Source organism: Marinoscillum sp. 108, assembly GCF_902506655.1.
GTDB classification, from domain to species: Bacteria; Bacteroidota; Bacteroidia; order Cytophagales; family Cyclobacteriaceae; genus Marinoscillum; species Marinoscillum luteum.
The window spans coordinates 2,407,360-2,427,867 of the sequence record NZ_LR734808.1 but is presented as its reverse complement, the minus strand read 5'-3'; the positions used below and the strand labels follow the sequence as shown (position 1 = coordinate 2,427,867).

The 20,508-nt window shown below is 40.7% G+C and carries 20 protein-coding genes; 16 read left to right on the top strand and 4 right to left on the bottom strand.

Going from position 1 to position 20,508, the window contains the following annotated elements; genetic code table 11:
- Positions 1-74: 74 nt before the first annotated feature.
- The 3 genes from GV030_RS09700 (at position 75) to GV030_RS09690 (ending at position 2,430) form a co-directional block, all read left to right on the top strand.
- Positions 75-611, top strand: a complete 537-nt coding sequence (locus GV030_RS09700; protein WP_159582115.1) for a DUF4199 domain-containing protein — start codon at positions 75-77, stop codon at positions 609-611.
- Between the two features lie 100 nt (positions 612-711).
- Complete coding sequence (locus GV030_RS09695; protein WP_159582114.1) at positions 712-1,731, top strand: TrkA family potassium uptake protein; 1,020 nt, start codon at positions 712-714, stop codon at positions 1,729-1,731.
- A gap of 42 nt (positions 1,732-1,773) precedes the next feature.
- On the top strand, positions 1,774-2,430 hold the full coding sequence (locus GV030_RS09690) for an energy transducer TonB (protein WP_159582113.1): 657 nt from the start codon (positions 1,774-1,776) through the stop codon (positions 2,428-2,430).
- 89 nt (positions 2,431-2,519) lie between these two features.
- On the opposite strand, the gene GV030_RS09685 is transcribed toward GV030_RS09690, so the two are convergent.
- A complete protein-coding gene (locus GV030_RS09685) occupies positions 2,520-3,188 on the bottom strand; it encodes a heavy metal transporter (RefSeq protein WP_159582112.1) in 669 nt (222 codons plus the stop codon).
- Positions 3,189-3,673: 485 nt separating this feature from the next.
- On the opposite strand from GV030_RS09685, the gene GV030_RS09680 reads away from it, so the two are divergent.
- Both GV030_RS09680 and GV030_RS09675 read left to right on the top strand, forming a co-directional pair.
- A complete protein-coding gene (locus GV030_RS09680) occupies positions 3,674-5,956 on the top strand; it encodes a DUF3858 domain-containing protein (RefSeq protein ID WP_159582111.1) in 2,283 nt (760 codons plus the stop codon).
- Entirely contained in the window at positions 5,953-7,800 is a 1,848-nt protein-coding gene (locus tag GV030_RS09675; protein WP_159582110.1) for a DUF3857 domain-containing protein, read from the top strand. Before GV030_RS09680 ends, GV030_RS09675 begins: the two co-directional genes overlap by 4 nt.
- Before the next feature lie 80 nt (positions 7,801-7,880).
- Here the strand turns inward: GV030_RS09675 and GV030_RS09670 are convergent, their stop codons facing one another.
- Complete coding sequence (locus GV030_RS09670; RefSeq protein WP_159582109.1) at positions 7,881-8,723, bottom strand: ATP cone domain-containing protein; 843 nt, start codon at positions 8,721-8,723, stop codon at positions 7,881-7,883.
- Between the two features lie 255 nt (positions 8,724-8,978).
- Between GV030_RS09670 and GV030_RS09665 the strand changes: the two genes are divergently transcribed.
- Positions 8,979-9,707, top strand: a complete 729-nt coding sequence (locus tag GV030_RS09665; RefSeq protein ID WP_159582108.1) for a response regulator transcription factor — start codon at positions 8,979-8,981, stop codon at positions 9,705-9,707.
- Positions 9,708-9,717: 10 nt separating this feature from the next.
- Here the strand turns inward: GV030_RS09665 and GV030_RS09660 are convergent, their stop codons facing one another.
- Together GV030_RS09660 and GV030_RS09655 are read right to left on the bottom strand one after the other, a co-directional pair.
- Positions 9,718-9,912 (bottom strand): hypothetical protein, encoded by a 195-nt coding sequence (locus GV030_RS09660; protein ID WP_159582107.1) that lies wholly within the window; start codon positions 9,910-9,912, stop codon positions 9,718-9,720.
- A gap of 210 nt (positions 9,913-10,122) precedes the next feature.
- Positions 10,123-10,977, bottom strand: a complete 855-nt coding sequence (locus tag GV030_RS09655; protein WP_159582106.1) for an AraC family transcriptional regulator — start codon at positions 10,975-10,977, stop codon at positions 10,123-10,125.
- Between the two features lie 113 nt (positions 10,978-11,090).
- On the opposite strand from GV030_RS09655, the gene GV030_RS09650 reads away from it, so the two are divergent.
- The 10 genes from GV030_RS09650 to GV030_RS09605 all read left to right on the top strand — a co-directional run bounded on the left by GV030_RS09650 (position 11,091) and on the right by GV030_RS09605 (position 20,500).
- A complete protein-coding gene (locus tag GV030_RS09650) occupies positions 11,091-12,038 on the top strand; it encodes an NADP-dependent oxidoreductase (RefSeq protein ID WP_159582105.1) in 948 nt (315 codons plus the stop codon).
- 80 nt (positions 12,039-12,118) lie between these two features.
- Positions 12,119-13,636, top strand: coding sequence for an L-dopachrome tautomerase-related protein (locus tag GV030_RS09645; protein WP_221413325.1), 1,518 nt, complete (start codon positions 12,119-12,121; stop codon positions 13,634-13,636).
- 36 nt (positions 13,637-13,672) lie between these two features.
- Positions 13,673-14,209, top strand: a complete 537-nt coding sequence (locus GV030_RS09640) for a carboxymuconolactone decarboxylase family protein (protein ID WP_159582104.1) — start codon at positions 13,673-13,675, stop codon at positions 14,207-14,209.
- A 355-nt stretch (positions 14,210-14,564) separates the two neighbouring features.
- Complete coding sequence (locus GV030_RS09635) at positions 14,565-15,437, top strand: SDR family NAD(P)-dependent oxidoreductase (protein WP_159582103.1); 873 nt, start codon at positions 14,565-14,567, stop codon at positions 15,435-15,437.
- 74 nt (positions 15,438-15,511) lie between these two features.
- On the top strand, positions 15,512-15,973 hold the full coding sequence (locus GV030_RS09630; RefSeq protein ID WP_159582102.1) for a hypothetical protein: 462 nt from the start codon (positions 15,512-15,514) through the stop codon (positions 15,971-15,973).
- An 82-nt stretch (positions 15,974-16,055) separates the two neighbouring features.
- On the top strand, positions 16,056-16,856 hold the full coding sequence (locus GV030_RS09625) for a helix-turn-helix domain-containing protein (protein WP_159582101.1): 801 nt from the start codon (positions 16,056-16,058) through the stop codon (positions 16,854-16,856).
- Between the two features lie 125 nt (positions 16,857-16,981).
- A complete protein-coding gene (locus tag GV030_RS09620) occupies positions 16,982-17,560 on the top strand; it encodes a TetR/AcrR family transcriptional regulator (RefSeq protein ID WP_159582100.1) in 579 nt (192 codons plus the stop codon).
- 53 nt (positions 17,561-17,613) lie between these two features.
- Positions 17,614-18,339 carry a hypothetical protein gene (locus GV030_RS09615; protein WP_159582099.1) on the top strand — a complete coding sequence of 242 codons (726 nt, stop codon included), beginning with the start codon at positions 17,614-17,616 and terminating at the stop codon, positions 18,337-18,339.
- A gap of 8 nt (positions 18,340-18,347) precedes the next feature.
- Positions 18,348-19,196, top strand: coding sequence for an alpha/beta fold hydrolase (locus tag GV030_RS09610; protein ID WP_159582098.1), 849 nt, complete (start codon positions 18,348-18,350; stop codon positions 19,194-19,196).
- 257 nt (positions 19,197-19,453) lie between these two features.
- Positions 19,454-20,500 carry an alpha/beta hydrolase gene (locus tag GV030_RS09605; RefSeq protein WP_159582097.1) on the top strand — a complete coding sequence of 349 codons (1,047 nt, stop codon included), beginning with the start codon at positions 19,454-19,456 and terminating at the stop codon, positions 20,498-20,500.
- Positions 20,501-20,508: the final 8 nt, after the last annotated feature.

Genomic DNA, 20,508 nt, shown 5'->3' with positions numbered 1-20,508 from the left:
AAGTATGAAGGGTACTTTGGTTTTTTTATTTTCCTTGAGGCCTTATTTATTTCAATCATCAAAAGAAAGAAAACATGAACGCACAACTTAAAAAGGCTTTGCAGTTTGGGCTGATCAGCGGACTGGTCATCATCATTAGCTGGTGGATTACTCAGCTCATTTTTGCTCCGGCAGAGGGCGAACCGTATGATTTCTCCCAGGGGGAGTTTTTGGGTTATCTGACCATGATCGTGGCACTGTCCGCGGTGTTTCTAGGCATCAAAAACTATCGGGATACCACTTTGGCGGGAGTAATCTCATTCAAGAAGGCCTTCTTTATGGGACTTTACATTGTGCTGGTGGCTTCCGGCATCTATGTAGTGGGTTGGATGATTTACTACCCCAATTTCATGCCTGACTTTATGGACCAGTACTCGGCATATCAGATGCAGGAGTATACCAAAGAAGGAATGAGTGCTGCGGAGATCGCAGTGAAGCAGCAGGAGATGAAGGAGTGGATGGAACTCTATGAGAACCCACTGGTGATGGCCGGATTTACCTTTTTGGAGATTTTCCCTGTGGGACTCCTGATATCGGCCATTTCTGCGGTCATTCTGAAAAAGAAAAAGTGAGACGGTTTCTGTCCTGAGAAAAATTTCTGTAATTTCCCTGAAAGCCCCACCTGAGTTTCACATGAATGTGGAGAATGTCTGGCTTTAAGCAAATTACAGAATGAACAAGCAACTGGAGAGTCTCATTACAGCGGTTGCCCTCTTTATATTTAGCCTATTGGTAGGCCTTACCGGGTTTACCCTTATCGAAGACCTGAACTTTGTCAATGCTCTGTATATGACGATCATCACGGTGGGTACAGTGGGTTTCACAGAGGTGAAAGAGCTCAGTTCTGCCGGAAGGGTTTTTACTTCTATTTATATCCTCATGAACCTTGGGCTGTTCGCTTATGTGGTTTCGGTGGTCTCCAGCTACTTTTTCGAGGGAAAACTAAAAACAATCTTTAAAAGCTATCGATCGGGTATGGAAATCAGTAAACTAAAAAACCATGTCATTGTGTGCGGGTTTGGCCGAAACGGCAGCATGGCTTGTGATGAGTTGCAAAAGAGTGGTAAAGAATTTGTAATCATCGAAAAGGATCCGGAGATGGTTCAGGTTATTCCTGATTCGATGAAGCAGTTTATAGGAGATGCCACAGAAGATGATCACCTGCGTATTGTAGGCATCGAAAAGGCCAGCACCATTATCATCACCACACCCTCAGATGCTGCCAATGTGTTTATTACCCTCACCGCGCGCCACCTCAATGATCAAATCATGATCATTGTGAGGGCCTCCAGCAAAGACACAGAAAATAAGCTATACAGGGCAGGGGCCAATAAAGTGGTGATGCCAGATATACTCGGTGGTATGTTTATGGCCCAGCTGGTTACCAAGCCGATTGTTATAGAGTTTCTGGACCTGCTCAATGGGGTGTCTGAAACCAGTTACCACCTGGAGGAGGTGGGGTATGAAAATCTGAAGCCCGAGTACAAGGACAAGACATTGAAAGAGCTGAATATAGCAGCGTCCACCGGCGTGATCGTGCTGGGGGTGAAAGATAATATCAAGGGGCTGATCCCTGCGCCTTCGGCAGACACCTTCATAGGAGAGGATGATTACTTAATAGTGCTGGGGTCAGACGCCAAGCTGAAAGCATTCGTGAAGGAGTACACGGTGCTTAATTATAATGATTTGTGAATGGGGGGGGTGAATTGATGTTCCATTGATACTTGGATATAAATGAGTAGAGAATTAGTCTTAGTTATACTTATAGTACTTATTGCCTCCTTGACAGGCGCTAGTCAGCCATCGGATGTTGACAATGGTTATGAAAGAGGAAAATTGGAAAATGGTTATAAAGTAGGTGTTTGGGAGTATTTCGGGAACGGTGATTCCGTAGAACTCAAAATCAATTACGACAAAGGAACACTTGTTTATCTTAAGCCAGACACGAGCAAATACTTTGTGATGATAGATTCTGTCTGGACATACAAACACGTGAACCCTTACCCTAGGTATCTTGGCGCATATGCCGAATTCTATACGATACTGGGAAATAATATCAATTATCCTACAGCAGCGAGAAGAGATCAGATTGAAGGAACGGTCTTTCTCATCTTTGAAGTAAACACAATTGGGAAGGCAGTGAACATCGCGGTATTAAACGACAATGGTGGTTATTTCACCGACGAAATAATAGATGTATTCAACCTGATTCCTAATCTGTGGTTAACTGCTAGCTATAACGGTAAGAACGTCCCTTCGAAATTTATCTTACCTTTTTATTTTAAACTCACTGGAGAAAAGGAATCATCAGCTTTTGATATAACCACTTTGAGCACCTTGGAAGGAAAGAAGTTGTTAGAAGTAATTGTTACTACGCCAAGACCTAAATAAACAAACTCTAATTCAGGTGCGGTGATTATGATAATACATGATCTTAATTAGATCAACAGAAGTTATGAATAGCATACGCTTAACAAACACTACAACGAACTCTTGTAGTGAGTCTTGATGTATTCCTCAATGGATTCATAATAAGCTTCAAGCTCCATTTCATCCAGGTCAATGGTGATAGGAGCTCCTGAGGTCAAGTCCAATTCCAACTTCTGAAGATCATTGGAGTCATCCTTAATCATGCGAATCTGTTGGATATCTTTCAGTTCGATGACCCCTTCCTTCTCATTGTTTTTATACGCGATCGAACTGGTGGTGAGCTTCAAAAAGTCATTGTAATTGTTGATGCCGGATACCAGCTTACCCACTACCGGCAGAATCGTACAAACCGCTGCCCATCCGTAAAAGCGGAAAGGGCTTACTTCGTACGTGAAAACCAGGAAGACCACAATGGCCGGAATGATCAGGTAAATCAGGGCCTGCACAATCAACTTTGTGGCATGATTCCGAAAAATCAATCCATCACCATCTGGTTTGATTTTCACGGGGAAAAGAATTTCCTCCCACAGGATCAGGATCATCACGATGACCGCAGTGCTTACCAAAAACTCCCCGAGATAGATGCTCGTGAATTGTTCAATGTTGGGCTGATTTTTTTCAAAAAGCTGACCAGCCAGGAAAAAGACAATAGCAAAAATGATCACTAATACCCCAACACTGATATCCCTGGGGAGGGTCTTGCGAATGATTTTGGTCATGGGTTAGATAAAGGAATGATGGTTGTGTGTTGTGTTTTTTGATTAAACGGGAAATTAATGGTTTTATGGAAATTGAGGAAGGTCGGTTTTGTTCAATGGGGTTTTATTTGATGAGTGGTTCAGGCCTTAAGAACGAGCCAATAAAATATTTAATAGCAGGTTGTGGATCAGTGCCTTCTTTTACAGCACTAGTCCAACACCCATCATTATTCTCCTGATCCTGTGCTCAGCACGCCATTAAGAACCTCAGCTTTTTGCAGGATCTCAGTGGGTGGAGGATCAAGGTTAAGAATTACATTTCTTCGGGGGATATCAAGGTTTAATTGATCCCATTGGTATACTTCCTATGAATCTGTGACCTTTTGGGGATCTTCGTATGTAGAATTCGAAATCGTTCAAGTCAAAATCCCATTGTTTTAGCAAGCTGCTTTTGTCCGTTGTGAAGAATTCTACTATTTTTCGTTTTTCATTTAACTCCTCATTTGATGCGCTTTTTTTTCTACTCTTTTTTTTTCCTCATTACCAGCCTTTCGTTTGGACAGGATTTACTCATTACCAAATCTGGTGATTCTCTTTATGTAGACTTAAAAACCAAGAAGCGATTCGAATTTATTACTTACCTGGATGTTGGGAATGGTAAGATCGATTACCGAATTGGCACTGAAAAAGTTAAGACTTATATAGAGGACTATTTTGTCAAATTCACTGATTTGATGATTACCACTGATGGCATGATATTAAGGTCAGATTCAAGTTTGACTATATTGAATTATGGGGATACAGTGAGGTTACACGAGGTTCATCCATCTCAAATTAAATCAATAACACCAGACTACTGGAAAGATCAGATCCCAAAGAGCCATTATACTTATTTAGGGTCTTTCATTGAGGAACAACAAAAGGTTTTGGAAATAGATAGGGCAAAGAGATACGATAAGCAATTTTCTAATTCTGGAAAATTTGGTGAAATATCGCTTGAAGAGGCAATGATGACACATTGCCCGATCGATTCCTCTGCGGGTGCATTTATCTTATTTGATAAAGGAGAATTTCAATACCTGCCCAGCGGAAGTGGATACTTCTTCTCACCTGGTCAGTTCAGTAGGCACCTCAGAATTAAAATACTCAAACCTTCTGGTACCAGATGGGGCAACTGGACCGTAAGGTCATCTGAAAGTGGTAATTTCAACATTATGGTTTTCAATCTTGAGGGTGATGTGCTGGTAAGCGAAAAATTGAAAGCGAAAGATCATTACACTGAAGAATTAGTGAATGGATATTATTTCAATAAAATGTTTATTCCTGATGTAAAAGTGGGCACGATAATCGATATTCAATATCTCTCTAGAGGGATGCCACGCGAATGGCAGTTCCAGGTTGAAATTCCTACTCTTCACAGTGAAATTTCAATTGAAGCTATTCCAAATCTCAGATTTTCATATTCAATCACCGGTTTTCATCCGATACTTCCTATCGCTCCCAATCGCCACTGGATCGCCAAGAACATACCAGCCTTTCATGGTGAAAATTTTATGAGTCATGAAGTGAATTTTGTTTCAAAACTCAATATTCAGATGGAGGAGGCATCACAGCTGAATATCTCAAAAACGTGGGAAGGAGTTAGTAAGCTCATATGGGATCTAATTCAGCCTAACTCCAAGAATAAGGACTTAAGAAACTTTCTTGAAGGTGTTGGTGCTTTGGAAATGGCCCCCTCGGAAATAATTGATACCTCATTCTATTACCTAAAGGAAAAACTCAAATGGAGTGGGGTTTATCAGGCTGTGCCCTTTGTCTCCATTTACAAGCCTAAGTCTCTTGGGGAGCGTATTCAGGCGGGTGAAGAATTAAACTCAGCCGAAATGAATCTGGCATTGGCATACTTGCTAGAAGAATTAGGAGTCAGGGTGTTGAGAGTTGCGTTATCCACTCGGGATAATGGAATTTTAAATCCCTTATACCCGGAAAGAGATAAATTAAACCACCTAATATGTTACTTACCTGATCAGCAGATTTTTTTAGACTTAAACGATAAATATGCCATCCCTGGGTTTTTGCCAGAAAATGTTTTGAATCATCAGGGCAGAATTATATCAAAGGATTCATCGGCTTGGATTGATCTCAAAACAAAAGATATGAAGCAAGTCCAGCAAGTGACCAATATTACAGTTGACGAGAATTTTCATGTTTCGGCTAGCGTACAGCGAAGGTTGAAAGAATACGAGTATGTGGAATGGGCTAAGGTATATGAAGAATTACAAACAGATGAAGCGTACGAAGGCACGCTCAACGAACTATACAATTTCAAAATAGAAAAACTCAATCTGACTGACGAAAAAGGAGAACACTATGTCAATCAAGAGATGACACTGGATTTGGATGATCAGGTCATGGTTTTTGACAATGAGTTGTTTATCCATCCCATCTTGATGGCTGAATTTTCGAATAATCCTTTCAAGTCAGAAAGCAGGAAATACCCAGTAGATTTCATCTATCCAATTAAGAAATACTACATGACTACCATCACTTTACCTGAAAATGCGATGGTTACCAGTCTTCCAAAACCAGAAGCCATTAAACTTGAAAATGGTTTTGGGAATTTCACCTTTGTTTGTTCTAGTGTTGGAAATAAAATACAGGTTCAGTACCTGATGGATATTCGAAAAACTACTTACACAGAAGTAGAATATTATGGGATAAAAAGTTTCTTTGATGCCATATCCAACAAACTCCAGGAGCAAATTATCATTGCGAAAAATCAAGGATGAAGTTAGCGGGATTCCTATTGTTAATTTTATTGCTTCGTCCCATTCTGCTCATCAGTCAGGCCAATATTACTGTACACCAAGAGTCTTTGGAATATGTGATTAAGCGCCCTGGCGATGCTAACTTGAAAGTGACCAAAAGTTTCACGGTTCATAATATAAAGGGGCTTGAGTCGGCTGTATTTACTTTATACCATGATTCATTTAGAAAGCTAAAGAATTTTAAGTTTGAGATGACGAACGATAGGGGTGAGCGTATTGAAGTCTACAACATTAGGGATCTACTGGATTTGTCATTGTCTGGGTATGCCAATGTTACTGATTCACGTGTCTACCTATTGGATTCAAAGTATAAGAAAGTTCCGTTTCGCGTTCATTATACATACGAGATGGATTTTAGCGGATTTATCAGTTTGGACGATTGGCAACCCATTAAAGATTTTAACACCATCATTGAGGAATCCAAAATATCTGTAAAGTATCCTCGGGACATGACTTTCGAGGTAATGGCTGTTTTAGGAATGAAGGAACCGGAAACTTACTGTGATGATGGTTTTTGTCATTTTAAAATCGAATACAAAAACATCAAACCTATATCCAAAAAACGCTACGATGAGCCGCTCAGAGACCAAACCCCAAGGCTTTTGATGAAGTCAAACGACTTCCAACTGGATGGGATTGATGGATCACTGGCATCATGGAAATCTTTTGGTGACTGGTATCTTAAACTCAATAGAAGAGATGAACAGATAACACCCAAGACAAGATCAGATGTTGAAAACATCAGGAATAGCTTTGATATGGTGCCCGAATTGGTGGATAGCGTATATAAGTATATGCAGAGCAGAACCAGATATATTTCAATTCAACTTGGGGTTGGAGGGTTCAAGTCTTTGCCCGCGGAAGAAGTGGACACCAAAGGGTATGGGGATTGTAAAGCTCTGACCAACTATACTCAGGAATTGCTGAGTATAGCCGGGATAAAGTCGTATCAGGTATTAGTAATGGCAGGGTCGAACGTACCACGATTAATAGAGGATTTTCCTAGTAATCAATTCAACCATGTATTTTTAGCGGTTCCGCACGAAAATGACACCTTATGGCTGGAATGTACAAGTCAAACTATGCCAAGTGATTACCTGGGCTCTTTTACTGACGATCGGAAGGTTCTTTGGGTTGATCAAGGAAACAGTCAAATTGTGAAAACACCCTACTACTCTGTTGAGCAAAATTTAGTATTGGAGCATGTGAAGATTAGTCTTACCGAGAATGGTCATGCCAAAATAGAAATTAAGATAACAAAAGGGGGAAATTATTTTGAAGAAGGGCAATCCTATCTATACCAAGCCACTGAAGAGATTCAAAAAAGCAACCAAGAAAAGTTTAGTTTCAGTCAATATTCAATTGATCACTTCGCCTTTGAGATGGATCAAGACTCATTGCTTTTGAAGGAAGTTTACGTACTAAATGTGCCATCTTTTGCCAAGAAATATGGTTCAAGGCTTGTTGTCGATATGAAAGATTTTGTCAAAACGAGTAGAATATCTGCCAATACGAGCGATCATTTCATGAGGTTGCTAAGAAATTATCAAGTGGTACAAACAATTGAAATAATATTCCCAGAGAATCATATTCTTCAACATGCCAATGAAAACCTTAGTATCAAGAAAGAATTTGGGGAATATGAACTAAAGGTGAAAAGATCGCCGCAGGGCGTGCAGTATTACAAAAAGCTAATATTGAAGAAAGGAGATTATTCAGGTGATGAATTCATTGAATTACAGGAGTTCATGAACGGTGTTTTTAAAAATGAGATATCTAAAATAATGCTATCAAGTAAAACATAGATTGTTTTTAACTGGGCTGTATTTCGGGTTGACTAGGTTTAATCACCAGCATCAAAGCCACACATTGAAACTAGGATTTTTCACAAATCACAAATCGTCCGAGCCTCTGTAAGTATTTTGTCTATTTTGGAGCTTTCCAGGCCCAATCCTTCCAGGGCCTCAGGTTGCTCCCAGAGGGTTTTGGCAAGCACAATCCCTTTTTTCATCAGGAGCTCTTTATTGGATTTGGAAAGTACGCCGATGGTGGTGATCGGATACAGCCTGTGTCTGGTCACCAGACTTTTCAGGCTGCCCTGTGCAGGATAGTCCCAGCTGAGTAGCTGCAGCCGCGAGCACGTGCCGAAATCAATGGCATCTTTGGTGAACCGGGCATTGGTCACTACCCAGCCTTCGTGCTTTTTATGGCTGATCTGCGCATCATTTTTCCAGACGGACTCCAGGTCTTCAAAGCGAGACTTGATGTACATCGTCACCTTCACATCTGTTTTATACCCCAGCCGGTTATGAAATTTGCACTCCATCATGCGCACCATTTTTTCATTTTCGGCATAGACGTCCACTTCGTGAGTCACACACTTACCGGGCATCACCGTGCCTACCTTTACCTTAAACCCCTGGGCCTTCATCAGCTCCCCTACGAACAGTTCAAAGGGATATCCTGTAGGTCCCATGTTGAGGATGGCTTTTTTTAGGCCATATCTTGAAGCTTTGGACTGGGCATGATTTCGGAGCAGGCGGTGCGCGCGCTGGTAAATTTGTTTGGTGCTGATGCCATCGTAGAGTTCATCAGCTATTTTTCTGGAAATGCGCGTCGTGGCGGATTCTGTGGCGCCGGCATCCAGCAGACTCTGCCGCAGTTTATCAATGTCAAAAGGGGTGGTTTCTCCCGAATACTTGACGATCTGTACAGACGATGATTCCATTTAGGCTTTTGTTGTTCTGACTCAATATAGAGTGGTTTGCCGAAATTTTACCAAATGGCCTGCGCGATTAGCATGAGTCCACTGATGATACTGAATGCTGCCATTCCACTAAGTAGTAGCAAAAGCAGGGTGAGGAGGTATTCTAAATCCATTGGCCATTGATTCTGAATGAAAGAAATACAGTTGTGGGAGTGATCCCCTTGTTTGAGGTTTTCACCGTGTCACTGTGATTTCAAGGCTCGATTCGTTAAAATTATGCAAAGAAAACTTGTCGTTGCGATTTTGGGGAAGCTTCATACAGAGAGGGAATTGATCAATGCCGATAAAACTCAGATTTATCGACTGGCGAAGCTTGCCTCCACAGATGAGGCTACTTTCAGAGCGGTGTGCGATCACGTCAACTTTTTTGTGACCTTCAATGACCGCCAAACCCTGAATACTACCTACGCCAATCATACGCTGGAAAACTGGATGGAGCTGGATCGGGAGATGATCATTGCGCTTGGATTTAAGCGTATTCGGCAGATTTCAGATCCTGAGGTAATGAGCAGGGCCATTCGTGAGGTTCAGAGTTTTGAGCGTGCATATCCTGATGGTCAGCGATTTTGTTCCTATCTGCAGCGCCTCTATTTCAGGGGTGGCTATCAGTGGATTTCCACGCATAAGACGGTTTTTGACCATCACACGTATCTCAACTGTGGGTATAACATTCAAACACTGGGAAAGCCTGGGGCCCTGATCAGAAATTTGCTGGACGAGGTGTTTGTGGAGAAAAATGCCTGGGAGCGGTTTGAGTCTCTGGGTAAGCGCGAGCGCGAAGTTTTGGCACTGGTGGCCCGTGGATACACCAGCAAGGAGCTCTCAGAGTTGTTGTTTTTATCTGAGCATACGGTGAGGACCCATCGCAAAAATATTTTGGCCAAGCTGGAAATCACCAGCAATGCAGAGCTTGTGCGTTTTGCTCAGGCGTTTGAGTTGATCTAGATGCCTGCGATTAAGCTTCCGGCTTATTTCTGAACGTGCGAACGGTAAAGAAGATCGACAAGGCAAAGATAAAAGCCACCATGTAGAATTTGATTTGATCGGAGAAGTAGTCACCGCTCTCGGGTGCTTCGGCGACGGTTTCCTGGGCTTTGGCCATCATGAATGCGCAAAATAGGATGACTGAAAGGAGTATTTTTCTTACCATGGCCCTAAGATAAAAGATGTTGATGGATTGGCCAATTTATTGGGGACGGCTCTGTGTATACCCTCATGAATTTACTCTGGATTCATGCGAAACCAATCACTACACTCACTTTTGAACGCAGAAAGGTTCGAGTGGCATTTGGAAGCGTGCTATTCCACTCAACATATTTAAAAGAGTGCATATACCTGCCATAGTTTACCTCTTAGATGGTCAAAATTGCGCTATTTCCTTTCTGAATTCCTTACGAAATGCCACAGGACTTAATCCTGTGGCCTTCTTAAAAAACTTATTCAAATGACTCTCATCAGAAAAACCAAGTGAATTAGCTATTTCGCCAACTCGAAGGTCGCTATGTTTCAGTCGGTGTTCTATCAACTGAACTCTGTAGTTTGAAACATACTCCTGTAAGCTAATTTCAGCGTGTTTTTTAAAATATCGTCCTAAATATGACTCAGATATTCCGAATTCATCACTAATTGCTTTAGCTCTTAATTTTTCGGGTTCATAAATATGTTTATGGATATACTGCAAAATATCCATGGCTTTCTCTTCTGTATGTTCACCAACCGTATCTGGAAGATATTTAGCAATATTTCTTGCCACCACCACAATCATCGTATTTACCAGGTGTTCTATCAATTCCTTGTTGTATAAATCCCTATTCACATACTCCCGTATAATTGCATCCACCATTGGTTTGACCAATTGTTTGTCTGTTTGGTTCTTTAGTATACAGCCTGGTTTGTGGCTGACGTTTTGTAAAATGTACTCGAGTTGTTCAATCTTATCTTTCCACAAGCCACTTTGTTTGATATAAATATCATTGAATCTAAGAAAGAAGAATGTAGTAGTGGTTTCGATATCAAATGAGTGACAATCCTGTGGAGTAATCAGGAACATATGTCCGGGATGATATCGAAACTTATTTTGATTGATGCATTGCTGACCAGTTCCTTCCATGATATAGACCAACTCAAAGAACATATGCATATGCTCAAGCTTAGGACATTCATCTACTGTCTTCGTCACGATTTCGAATGGCTGAAATAATGTTTCCCGTTTCATAAGTAATCAGTGAAGTAGTAAAAGTACTGATTTATATCAAATATGTACCGAATATCACCCAATCCATCGGTGTTTTTTGTCGTTTATGAATACAAACCAAAAACAATAAAGAAATGCAAGCAATTATACTGGACGAGCCTGGAGGAATCGAACAACTACAGGTGACTTTTGTCAATTCTCCTAAAATTCAGGATGATGAAGTACTCGTACAAGTCAAAGCGATTAGTATCAATCCTGTAGATGTAAAAACCCGAGCTGGAAAAGGAGTATATGGTCGACTGAAGGATCACTCCCCTTTAGTAATTGGGTGGGATATTTCTGGAGTGGTGACCAAGACAGGTAGTGCTGTTAAAGAATTTGAAGTTGGTGATGAAGTATTTGGAATGGTTAATTTCCCAGGTCATGGACAGGCCTATGCGGAATATGTGGCAGCTCCTGCAAATCAATTGGCATTAAAGCCCAGTGAGATCAGCCATGAAGAAGCTGCGGTAACAACCTTAGCAGCGCTTACCGCTTATCAAGCGATGATCCATCAATATCCTGTTAAGGCCGGGGACAGAGTTCTTATTCATGCAGCTTCTGGAGGTGTAGGCCATTTTGCTGTTCAGCTAGCTAAACATCTAGGTGCTTATGTGATAGGCACTTCCTCAGCCGCTAATCGAGATTTTGTTTTGGGTCTGGGGGCAGATGAACATATTGATTATCGCTCTGTGAAATTTGAGGAAGCAACTTCGGATATCGATTTTGTACTGGATACCATTGGTGGTGAAAATATTGACCGATCGCTTGAGGTAGTAAAGCCGGGTGGAACCATCATTAGTATTCCTACCGGTCTGAACGCGGAAGTATCGCAAAAGGCAAAGGACAAAGGAGTCAATGGCTTCTTCTTTCTGGTACAGTCAAGTGGCAAAGACATGAAGGCTCTTGCTGGATTACTCGAAAATGGATATTTGAAGCCACACGTATCAGCAAGCTTCCCATTCGATGAAATATCAAAAGCCCATGAACTTCAAGAAACCGGACATGTCATTGGAAAATTAGTGGTAACCCTTAATGATTAAAATGTCATAGGCTGAAGCTATCCCCAGCTCTTACGATATGAGGATTTCATCAGCCTTTTTTAAAATCAACTTAGAAAGAAATGAAAACCAATCAATTTATAATCCTACTAATACTTTGCTTAAGTATTATCAATCAGGTCGTTGGGCAAAATGGATCTCTTGAAATCGTTGCAGAGCTGCCCATAAGACCCGGAGACGTTGCAGTTTCCAAATCAGGGCGCGTTTTTGCTACCATCCATAGCCTTGGCAGTAGAAATCTTCAGCTTATAGAAATTAAGAGTAAAAAGCGATTTGAACCCTTTCCAGCCAAGTCGCTTCAAAAGAATGAAAACCCAGCAAACGACCAAATGCTGGACTCTCCCTTAGGATTGATCTTTGATAAAGAAGACAAGCTTTGGGTGATTGATATGGGGCAAGAGCTGGGTAAAACCAGACTTTGGTGTTTTGATATTGATCAAAGGAAAGTTCTTAGAAAAATCGAGCTACCCGAAAGTGTAGCCCCAAAAGGTAGCTTTATACAGGATGTAGCCATTGATCATGAACACCAATGGGCATATATGGCAGATATCAACAATCCGGGCATTATAGCCATGGACTTAGCCACCGAAAATACCCGAAGACTTGGAGGAGCTAAAGAACTGGAAGCCGAAGATGTCGATATGGTGATCGATGGGGAATTGGTTTATTTTGGTGGGAAACCAGCCCGTGTAGCCGTCGACCCAATAACCATCAGTCCTGATGGTAATACAGTCTTTTTCGGAGCAATGAATGGAACCAATTGGTATAGTCTGGATGCACAACTTTTTCGAGATGGCGCCAGTGATGAGTCTATTCAAAGCAGTATTGTACGAGTAGGTGAAAAACCAATAAGTGACGGAGCATCTTCTGATGGTATGGGAAATCATTATTTCACTAATCTCACTGCGCATGCTATCACTCGATTAAATCCTGATGGTACGCTTGAGCATATTATTCAGGATGATCAATTAAAATGGCCGGACAATGCCTATCTCGCTCCAGACGGCTCTTTTTATATTTCGGTTAATCAGCTTAATACCACACCTGCATTTACAGGAGGGGAAGATGATGGTAAACCGCCTTATTACATTTATCGCTTTAAACCTCAATCTCATAATGATATTCCCATACCTGACCGGGTTTCAATTGATGGCGGACTATCAACCAAAGAAGCCAATAAGCTAAAAGAAACAGCCTTGTATTTCTATGCTTTCTGGAATACAGGTAAACAGGAATATCTGGACAGGTCTATCTCGGAGAAGTTTATGGATAGAACCCTCCCGGAAGGTCGCCCGCAGGGACCGGGGGGACCAAGTTTTGCTTCCGATGCATTCAGAAAGGCCGTACCGGATTTGAAATGCGAAGTGAAGGATTTACTTATAACAAAGGATAAGGTAACTATTCGAATGGTATTTAGTGGAACCCATCTGGGGGCTTTTGCCGGAGTAGCGCCAAGTGGAAAACCTATTGAGTTTAACGCTATCGACATCCTCCGAATTGAGGATGGCAAAATTGTAGAAAACTGGCATTTGGAAGATAACCTGAGCCTCTTTCAGCAACTGGGAGTTGTGAAGCTTTAAGGTTCCCATTTACTATTATCAAAACAATTTAAAATCATGGAAAAATATCTTATTCCAGGCAGAGACGATGTGTCTGCCAGCGATCAGGTACTTTTTGACACCTTAGAGAAACGTATCGGCTTTGTGCCAAATCTGTATGCATACTATGCAAAAAACGCCACAGCGCTAACAGATCTTCTCGCTCTGGAAAACAGAAAGTCCAGCTTGAATGCCAAAGAAAAAGAAGTGGTGAATTTGGTGGTGAGCCAATACAATGGCTGCAAGTATTGTGTTTCTGCACATACACAACTGGCATTGAAAAGAGGGTTTAGCGATGAACAGATACTAGAGATACGAAAAGGGTCAGCAACGTTTGATCCCAAGCTTCATGCATTGGCTGAGTTTTCCCTTGAATTATCCTCCAAAAACGGAAAGGTTTCCGAGGCAACGAAAGAGCAATTCTTTGAAGCCGGATATTCTGAAGCCAACATGATCGATGTAGTGGTACTGGCCGGAGGCCGAACCATGGCTAACTACATACATAACCTTGTCGGGTTTGAGATTGACTGGCCTCTGGCTCCAGGACTTGAGTAATAATTACTGAATATTATTAAGATGAAAAGAATAGCACATTATTTTCTGATTGCCTTGGTTTCGCCCTGACATTTATCACGTCAGTAGTCTTGATTGTGGCATTATCCTGCAAAACATACTATTAGCTGCTCATGCCACTTCATATCTGGCACTACTCGATTCTTGACGCCAAACTTGATTAAAAGCACAATTCAAAATGCTAAGGAGATATCGCAACCTCAATTTTTAAACCACAAAGGATGCTGCAAACTATTAAACTATACAGGTTGATCCGCTCAACAAAGTAAACTTGATATTTTCAACAAAGTCTCATACTAGGGCCACTTCTAATTTTGCTATATAAATCAATAGTAAAATGGAAACAAACAGTAAAGTCTGGTTCGTGACCGGAAGCGGGAATGGACTTGGAAGAAACATAGTAGGAACAGCTCTAAAATCTGGACATCAAGTGGTAGCTACAGCACGGAAAGTTGAACAGTTATCAGATCTGAAATCTTTGTATGGAGATCAGATACTTGTGAAAACTTTGGATGTTACGGATGAAGGTCAGGCCAAAGAAGTAGTTAGCAAAGGCATTAAACATTTTGGACGTATTGATGTACTGGTGAACAATGCCGGTTATGGAGATAACCGACCATTTGAGCAAATGCCAGCAGCAGATTTTCGCAAACTAGTTGAGACGTGTTTTTTTGGCGTTGTTACACTTACCCGTGAGGTTTTGCCTTATATGAGAAAACAACGGAGTGGCCACATTATACAGATATCATCAGGAGGTGGAAGAATGGCTGTAGCAGGCCAGGCAGCTTATCATGCATCCAAATGGGCGATAGGCGGCTTCACAGAAGGGCTCGCTCAAGAAACTGCTCCTTTTAATGTGAAAGTCACAGCACTGGAGCCTGGAGGTATGCGTACCAACTGGGGTAAACGAGCCTATGCGGACACCATAGAGCTATTGCCCGAATATGAACCTACAGTAGGAAACACTATTAAATTTCTTGAAAATTATTGGGGAAATGAGAATAGTGACCCTCAAAAGGTGGCTGAAATCATCCTTAAAGTGAGTGAAGCAGATGAAGTTCCCTCACATATTTTGGTTGGAAGTGATTCATATAACCTGGTAAAAGAAGCAAGTGCTAAAAGATGGGAAGAAGCCGAAAAGTGGAAAGATTTAAGCTTTTATGCTGATTTCGAGAATGAAATGGTTCTTCCAGAATTGATGAAGAAGTAAGGTGTCCTTATCAATATGTAGGATGATAATGGATATTTCCATGCCATGCCATCCTACATTTATTTAAAAATTCCATGATTGAAGAAATTCATAATTATTATACAGCCGAGAAGGCCGGTGTGCCATATGTAGTTCTAGCTGGTATACTCCTCGTGGGTGCTGGCATTTTGATACTTTTCAAAGCCTCAGCTCATCCCATATCCAAGGGGATTGCGACAGGTTTTTTGATTTCAGGAGGCCTGCTAATTGTTATTATTCTTTCTAACAAATATTATAATGATATGATGATCAAGGAGCTACCGAATCGTATAGATGAAACTGAGTTGGAATTGCAACAATCTGAAATAGGAAGAATGGAAAAAGTTATGAATTTCTTTTCGCTGTGCTTTCTTGGGGTTTGCTTGTTTCATCACAATATTGGCATGGTTGATGGTAGCTACACCGAGTTATTTCTGGAAAGGATTTTTTATAGGACTCTTGTTTTTAGTGTTGCTGATATTAATAGCCGATACCTACAATTCAAAAAGAAACGATGAATACCTTGAATCTTTGAAAACCTATTTTGAAAGAAGTAAGTGTATTAAGTGATAGAAAAACGTATTTATCAAAGCTTTAGAAATGGATAAAAGAGAAGCAAAGTTCGCTGAGATTGTTCAAGCATGTGTTGATGAAAAGGATTTCAAAACTGAAGCAATTGCTGAATACCACACTTTAATTCGGGTGATCTCCGGAGAAATGAATATTGTTTCGGCAGACATGACTTATACTTTTCGGGTAGGTGATATACTACTTGTTCCGCGAAATCAATTGTGTATGGTAATCAAACGTCCAAAAGATGGTAGACCTTATAAATCAATTGCCGTAGCCTTTAAAACCGAAAGATTGAAGGTATATTATTCGAAAGTCGATCAATTAGCTACACAAGTACCGAATAAAAAGATACAGACTTATCCTCCACATGCTTTACTTGAAAGTTATTTTGCTTCCCTTGAGCCTTATTTTGAATTAGAAAGCCAACTGCCTGAAGAAATAGCGAAACTAAAAATAGAGGAGGGCATAGGGATATTGCGGTCCATCGATAAAGCCGTGGATGGTCTACTTACAGACTTTTCTGAACCAGGGAAGGTTAATCTTGTAGACTACATGGAAAAGAATTACATGTTTAACATGCCATTGAAGAAATTTAGCTATTTGACAGGACGCAGCATTGCGACATTCAACCGGGATTTTCGTAAAGCCTATCACATTTCGCCACAAAAGTGGCTAATTCAGAAAAGACTAGAGTTAGCTCATTATCTCTTGAAAGAAGACAATAAAAAACCAGTTGAAGTTTACTTTGTGTCAGGGTTTGAGAATCTCTCTCATTTCTCCTATTCATTTAAAAAACACTTTGGATATTCTCCTTCTAAGATCAATTAAATATGCCCTGTCTCTCTTAAATAATTGATTTTCAGAAAAGATTTGAAAAAAAGTAAAGATTTAATGCAACCTATTTTGTACTAAATAGTACAATACTATATCTTTACGTAAGAAATAAGGAGAATATGGCAGGGAGACCTAAAATTTTTGATGAAGAACAGGCACTAGATAAAGCTATTGCTGTTTTCTGGGAAAAGGGATACGAAAATGCTTCGGCTGAAAACTTACTTAAAGCGATGGGTATCGGGAAAGGAAGTTTTTATCATTCATATAAAGGTGGTAAGCAAGAGTTATTTGAAAAGTCGGTGAACAGAGTTGGTAGTCACTACATGAAGGACTTTAAGCAGGCCTTACGGGATTCAGCCAGACCAACTGAGGAGATCAGAAAATTTTTCTATGCAGTAGCAGATCCGGAAAGTCAGTTTGGAAAATTTGGCTGCTATTTTGTCAATGCGGTTTTGCAGGTTGATGATGAACATTTGAAATGTGTAGCTGCCAATCAGCTTGATGTTGTCAGGCAACTATTCATGGAAGCGATTGATCGAGAAAAAAATGCGGGATACCTAAAAACTGCACTTTCAACTGAGTTGATTGGCTTGCACCTCCAAAGCTTGTGGGCTGGAGTCAATGTGATTCGAAATGCAGGCAGGAGTGCAAAGGAAGTTAGAGAGGTGATAAAATTGAACCTCGAAATATTGGAATGAAAATTTTTTAACTTAAACTGTACTGATTGGTACAAAATAAATCTATTTTAATTATGAAAAACACGGCAGAACTATTAGAAAAAGTAATTGACTTTCACGGAGGCGCAGATTTCTGGAATCAACAGCAAGGGTTAGAGGCTCACTTAAATATTGGAGGTGTAACTTGGCCATTGAAAGGGCATGATGATCCTTTGAAGGACGTACAATTCAAAGCGGATCTTCATCAGCAAAAAGGAATATGGAAAGGAATTTTTAGTACAAATACCAGCTCAGAATTTAGTCCTCTAAAAGTTTCTCTTTTGGATGGGGATAAGGTGGAAGAAAGCTTGTTTCAGCCTAAAGACTCCTTTCAGGGCCACACTATCGAGACCCCATGGAGTAAACTACAGTTGGTTTATTTCTCTAGCTATGCGACTTGGAACTACCTGACTACTCCTTTCAATTTCCTAATGTCTGGAGTCCAAGTGAAGGAGTTAGAGCCTAGGGAGGAAGGAAATGAAGTATTAAGAAGGCTCGAGGTTATATATCCAGCGGATTTTGCAACCCATAGCAGAAGGCAGATCTTTTATTATAGTGAAGAGGGCTTTCTAAGACGTCATGATTATTGGCCTGAGGTGCTTGGAGGGTCATCTGCAACCCAGATTGTAGAAAACTATAAATCATTTTCTGGCATTCAAACTGGAACGAAAAGGAGAATATACATTCTGAATGAAGATGGGAGTTATGCCAAGGATCCCGTTTTGGTTTCCATCGATATAAAAGGTTTAACATTCAATTGAGATTAGCCATGACAAAAGTTACAAAACATTTCGCCAAAGCTTCAACGCAGTACCTAAAGGTCAATGGGATTGATTTTGCCTACCGAAGGTTTGGGAATTCCAAAAATAAGGTCCCTCTAGTAGGCTTTCAACACTTTACTGGCACGTTAGATAACTGGGATCCTTTGATAATGGATGCATTGGCAGCAGAAAGAGAAGTTATCGTATTTGATAATGTTGGAGTAGGCAATAGTGGAGGAAATACGCCAAATACTGTTGAATCTATGACAGCCGATGCTGTTTTGTTTATCAAAGCATTAGGTTTATCTAAAATAGATGTCTTAGGTTTTTCATTAGGTGGATTCATTGCTCAGCATCTTGGTATCTATTATTCTGACCTGATCAGAAGAATTATTATGGTTGGAACTGCACCTCAAGGAGCTGAGGTTTTGACAGGATTCGCGCAACTAATAGAGCATGCAATGAGCCTTGATCCTGAAGAGCGCTTTCTGAAAATTTTCTTCACAGATTCAGAATCTAGCCGTGAGGCAGGTAGAAGTGTATTACAAAGACTTAATGCAAGGAAGCATGATAGAGACGTGGAGACCAGTGTTGATAGCATTATGGCTCAAATGAAGGCCATTTCAGCATGGGCAACACCCCCAGTTGAGGATCATTTATCTCAAATTGATCACCCCGTATTCATTGTACAGGGAAGCGATGATGAAATGATGGATTCCAACAATTCATATGTACTTTTTAAATCACTTCCCAATGCAACATTAAGCTATTACCCTGATGCTGCTCACGGTTCATTTTATCAGTATCCGGAGACATTTGCTGTACAGGCCAATGATTTTCTTGATCATTTTAAATAATGATTTTATGTGCGAAAAATTGTACTAATTAGTACAATACGGACTAAACATTCGAGGAAAAGAGAATGACGAGTTTCAAAAAAAAAGTAGCACAAAATGCAGAAAAGATATTTCCTGTGAGCAATGCACTTGGCTTTGAAATAAAGTTATCTGCAACACTGGTCTCTTAAATAAAAACCTGGCTCCATAAAAGGTGGAGCTTTTTAATCAATAATTGTGTACTAAAAGGTACAATTTAAAACTTAACATATAAAGCGATGAAAAATTTCATATTATTTCTATTAACTTTTTTAACATCCGTATCGGCGATAAAGGCTCAAAGCATTTCGGCAGAAAATGACCCTAGCATAGACCCTCAAATCAGAGAATTTCTGAAAGCGTTAAACAATAGTGGAGGCAAGCCCTTGGAGACGCTTAGTCCTGCGGAAGCCAGGCAGGTTCTGGTCAGTGCTCAACAATCTGTGGAAGTCGATTATTCTGGTATTGAAGAGTCAGAAAAAACCATTACGCAAGATGGCGAAACAATAACTATTCATATCGTTAAACCTGAAGGAGCTGACGCAAACCCACCGGTATTCATGTTTTTTCATGGAGGAGGCTGGGTTTTAGGAGACTATGCCACTCATAGGAGATTAGTAAGGGACCTGGTAGTAAATAGTGGTGCAGTAGCTGTATTTCCTGATTATACTCCATCGCCAGAGGCGCAATATCCTAAAGCAATCAATCAGGCATATGCAGCCACAAAGTGGGTGGCAAAAAACGGACGTCAGATTGGTGTAGATGGCAGTCGTCTTGCGGTAGTTGGAAATAGTGTTGGTGGAAATATGGCGGCAGTAGTGGCCTTGATGGCAAAGGATAAAGGGACACCAACTATCAGTCAGCAAATCTTACTCTGGCCAGTGACAGATTCCGATTTCTCAAGGGCATCTTATGAGTCTTTCGGAGAGGAGCGGTTTCTTACTACCAGTTTGATGAAGTGGATGTGGGACAATTATACGACGGATGTTAACGAACGAAAAGAAAAGTATGCAACACCTATACATGCATCCATTGAAGAGTTGAGAGGTCTGCCACCAGCTTTGGTTCAAACTGCGGAAAATGATATTCTCAGAGATGAGGGCGAAGCTTATGCCAGAAAAATGAGCGAGGCTGGGGTACCAGTTACACTTACTCGCTATCAGGGACTCATCCATGATTATGGTCTACTCAACCCACTTGCGCATGTTCCGGCGGTTCAAACAGCAATTATACAAGCTGCCATTGTACTGAAGGAAGGATTAGACTCCTCCAATTCCAACAAATAATATCAATA

Excerpts from the sequence above, each read along its gene's own strand:
- GV030_RS09700 (WP_159582115.1), top strand. The coding sequence starts at position 75 with ATGAACGCACAACTTAAAAAGGCTTTGCAGTTTGGGCTGATCAGCGGA.
- GV030_RS09695 (WP_159582114.1), top strand. The coding sequence starts at position 712 with ATGAACAAGCAACTGGAGAGTCTCATTACAGCGGTTGCCCTCTTTATA.
- GV030_RS09690 (WP_159582113.1), top strand. The coding sequence starts at position 1,774 with ATGAGTAGAGAATTAGTCTTAGTTATACTTATAGTACTTATTGCCTCC.
- GV030_RS09685 (WP_159582112.1), bottom strand. The coding sequence starts at position 3,188 with ATGACCAAAATCATTCGCAAGACCCTCCCCAGGGATATCAGTGTTGGG.
- GV030_RS09680 (WP_159582111.1), top strand. The coding sequence starts at position 3,674 with ATGCGCTTTTTTTTCTACTCTTTTTTTTTCCTCATTACCAGCCTTTCG.
- GV030_RS09675 (WP_159582110.1), top strand. The coding sequence starts at position 5,953 with ATGAAGTTAGCGGGATTCCTATTGTTAATTTTATTGCTTCGTCCCATT.
- GV030_RS09670 (WP_159582109.1), bottom strand. The coding sequence starts at position 8,723 with ATGGAATCATCGTCTGTACAGATCGTCAAGTATTCGGGAGAAACCACC.
- GV030_RS09665 (WP_159582108.1), top strand. The coding sequence starts at position 8,979 with ATGCAAAGAAAACTTGTCGTTGCGATTTTGGGGAAGCTTCATACAGAG.
- GV030_RS09660 (WP_159582107.1), bottom strand. The coding sequence starts at position 9,912 with ATGGTAAGAAAAATACTCCTTTCAGTCATCCTATTTTGCGCATTCATG.
- GV030_RS09655 (WP_159582106.1), bottom strand. The coding sequence starts at position 10,977 with ATGAAACGGGAAACATTATTTCAGCCATTCGAAATCGTGACGAAGACA.
- GV030_RS09650 (WP_159582105.1), top strand. The coding sequence starts at position 11,091 with ATGCAAGCAATTATACTGGACGAGCCTGGAGGAATCGAACAACTACAG.
- GV030_RS09645 (WP_221413325.1), top strand. The coding sequence starts at position 12,119 with ATGAAAACCAATCAATTTATAATCCTACTAATACTTTGCTTAAGTATT.
- GV030_RS09640 (WP_159582104.1), top strand. The coding sequence starts at position 13,673 with ATGGAAAAATATCTTATTCCAGGCAGAGACGATGTGTCTGCCAGCGAT.
- GV030_RS09635 (WP_159582103.1), top strand. The coding sequence starts at position 14,565 with ATGGAAACAAACAGTAAAGTCTGGTTCGTGACCGGAAGCGGGAATGGA.
- GV030_RS09630 (WP_159582102.1), top strand. The coding sequence starts at position 15,512 with ATGATTGAAGAAATTCATAATTATTATACAGCCGAGAAGGCCGGTGTG.
- GV030_RS09625 (WP_159582101.1), top strand. The coding sequence starts at position 16,056 with ATGGATAAAAGAGAAGCAAAGTTCGCTGAGATTGTTCAAGCATGTGTT.
- GV030_RS09620 (WP_159582100.1), top strand. The coding sequence starts at position 16,982 with ATGGCAGGGAGACCTAAAATTTTTGATGAAGAACAGGCACTAGATAAA.
- GV030_RS09615 (WP_159582099.1), top strand. The coding sequence starts at position 17,614 with ATGAAAAACACGGCAGAACTATTAGAAAAAGTAATTGACTTTCACGGA.
- GV030_RS09610 (WP_159582098.1), top strand. The coding sequence starts at position 18,348 with ATGACAAAAGTTACAAAACATTTCGCCAAAGCTTCAACGCAGTACCTA.
- GV030_RS09605 (WP_159582097.1), top strand. The coding sequence starts at position 19,454 with ATGAAAAATTTCATATTATTTCTATTAACTTTTTTAACATCCGTATCG.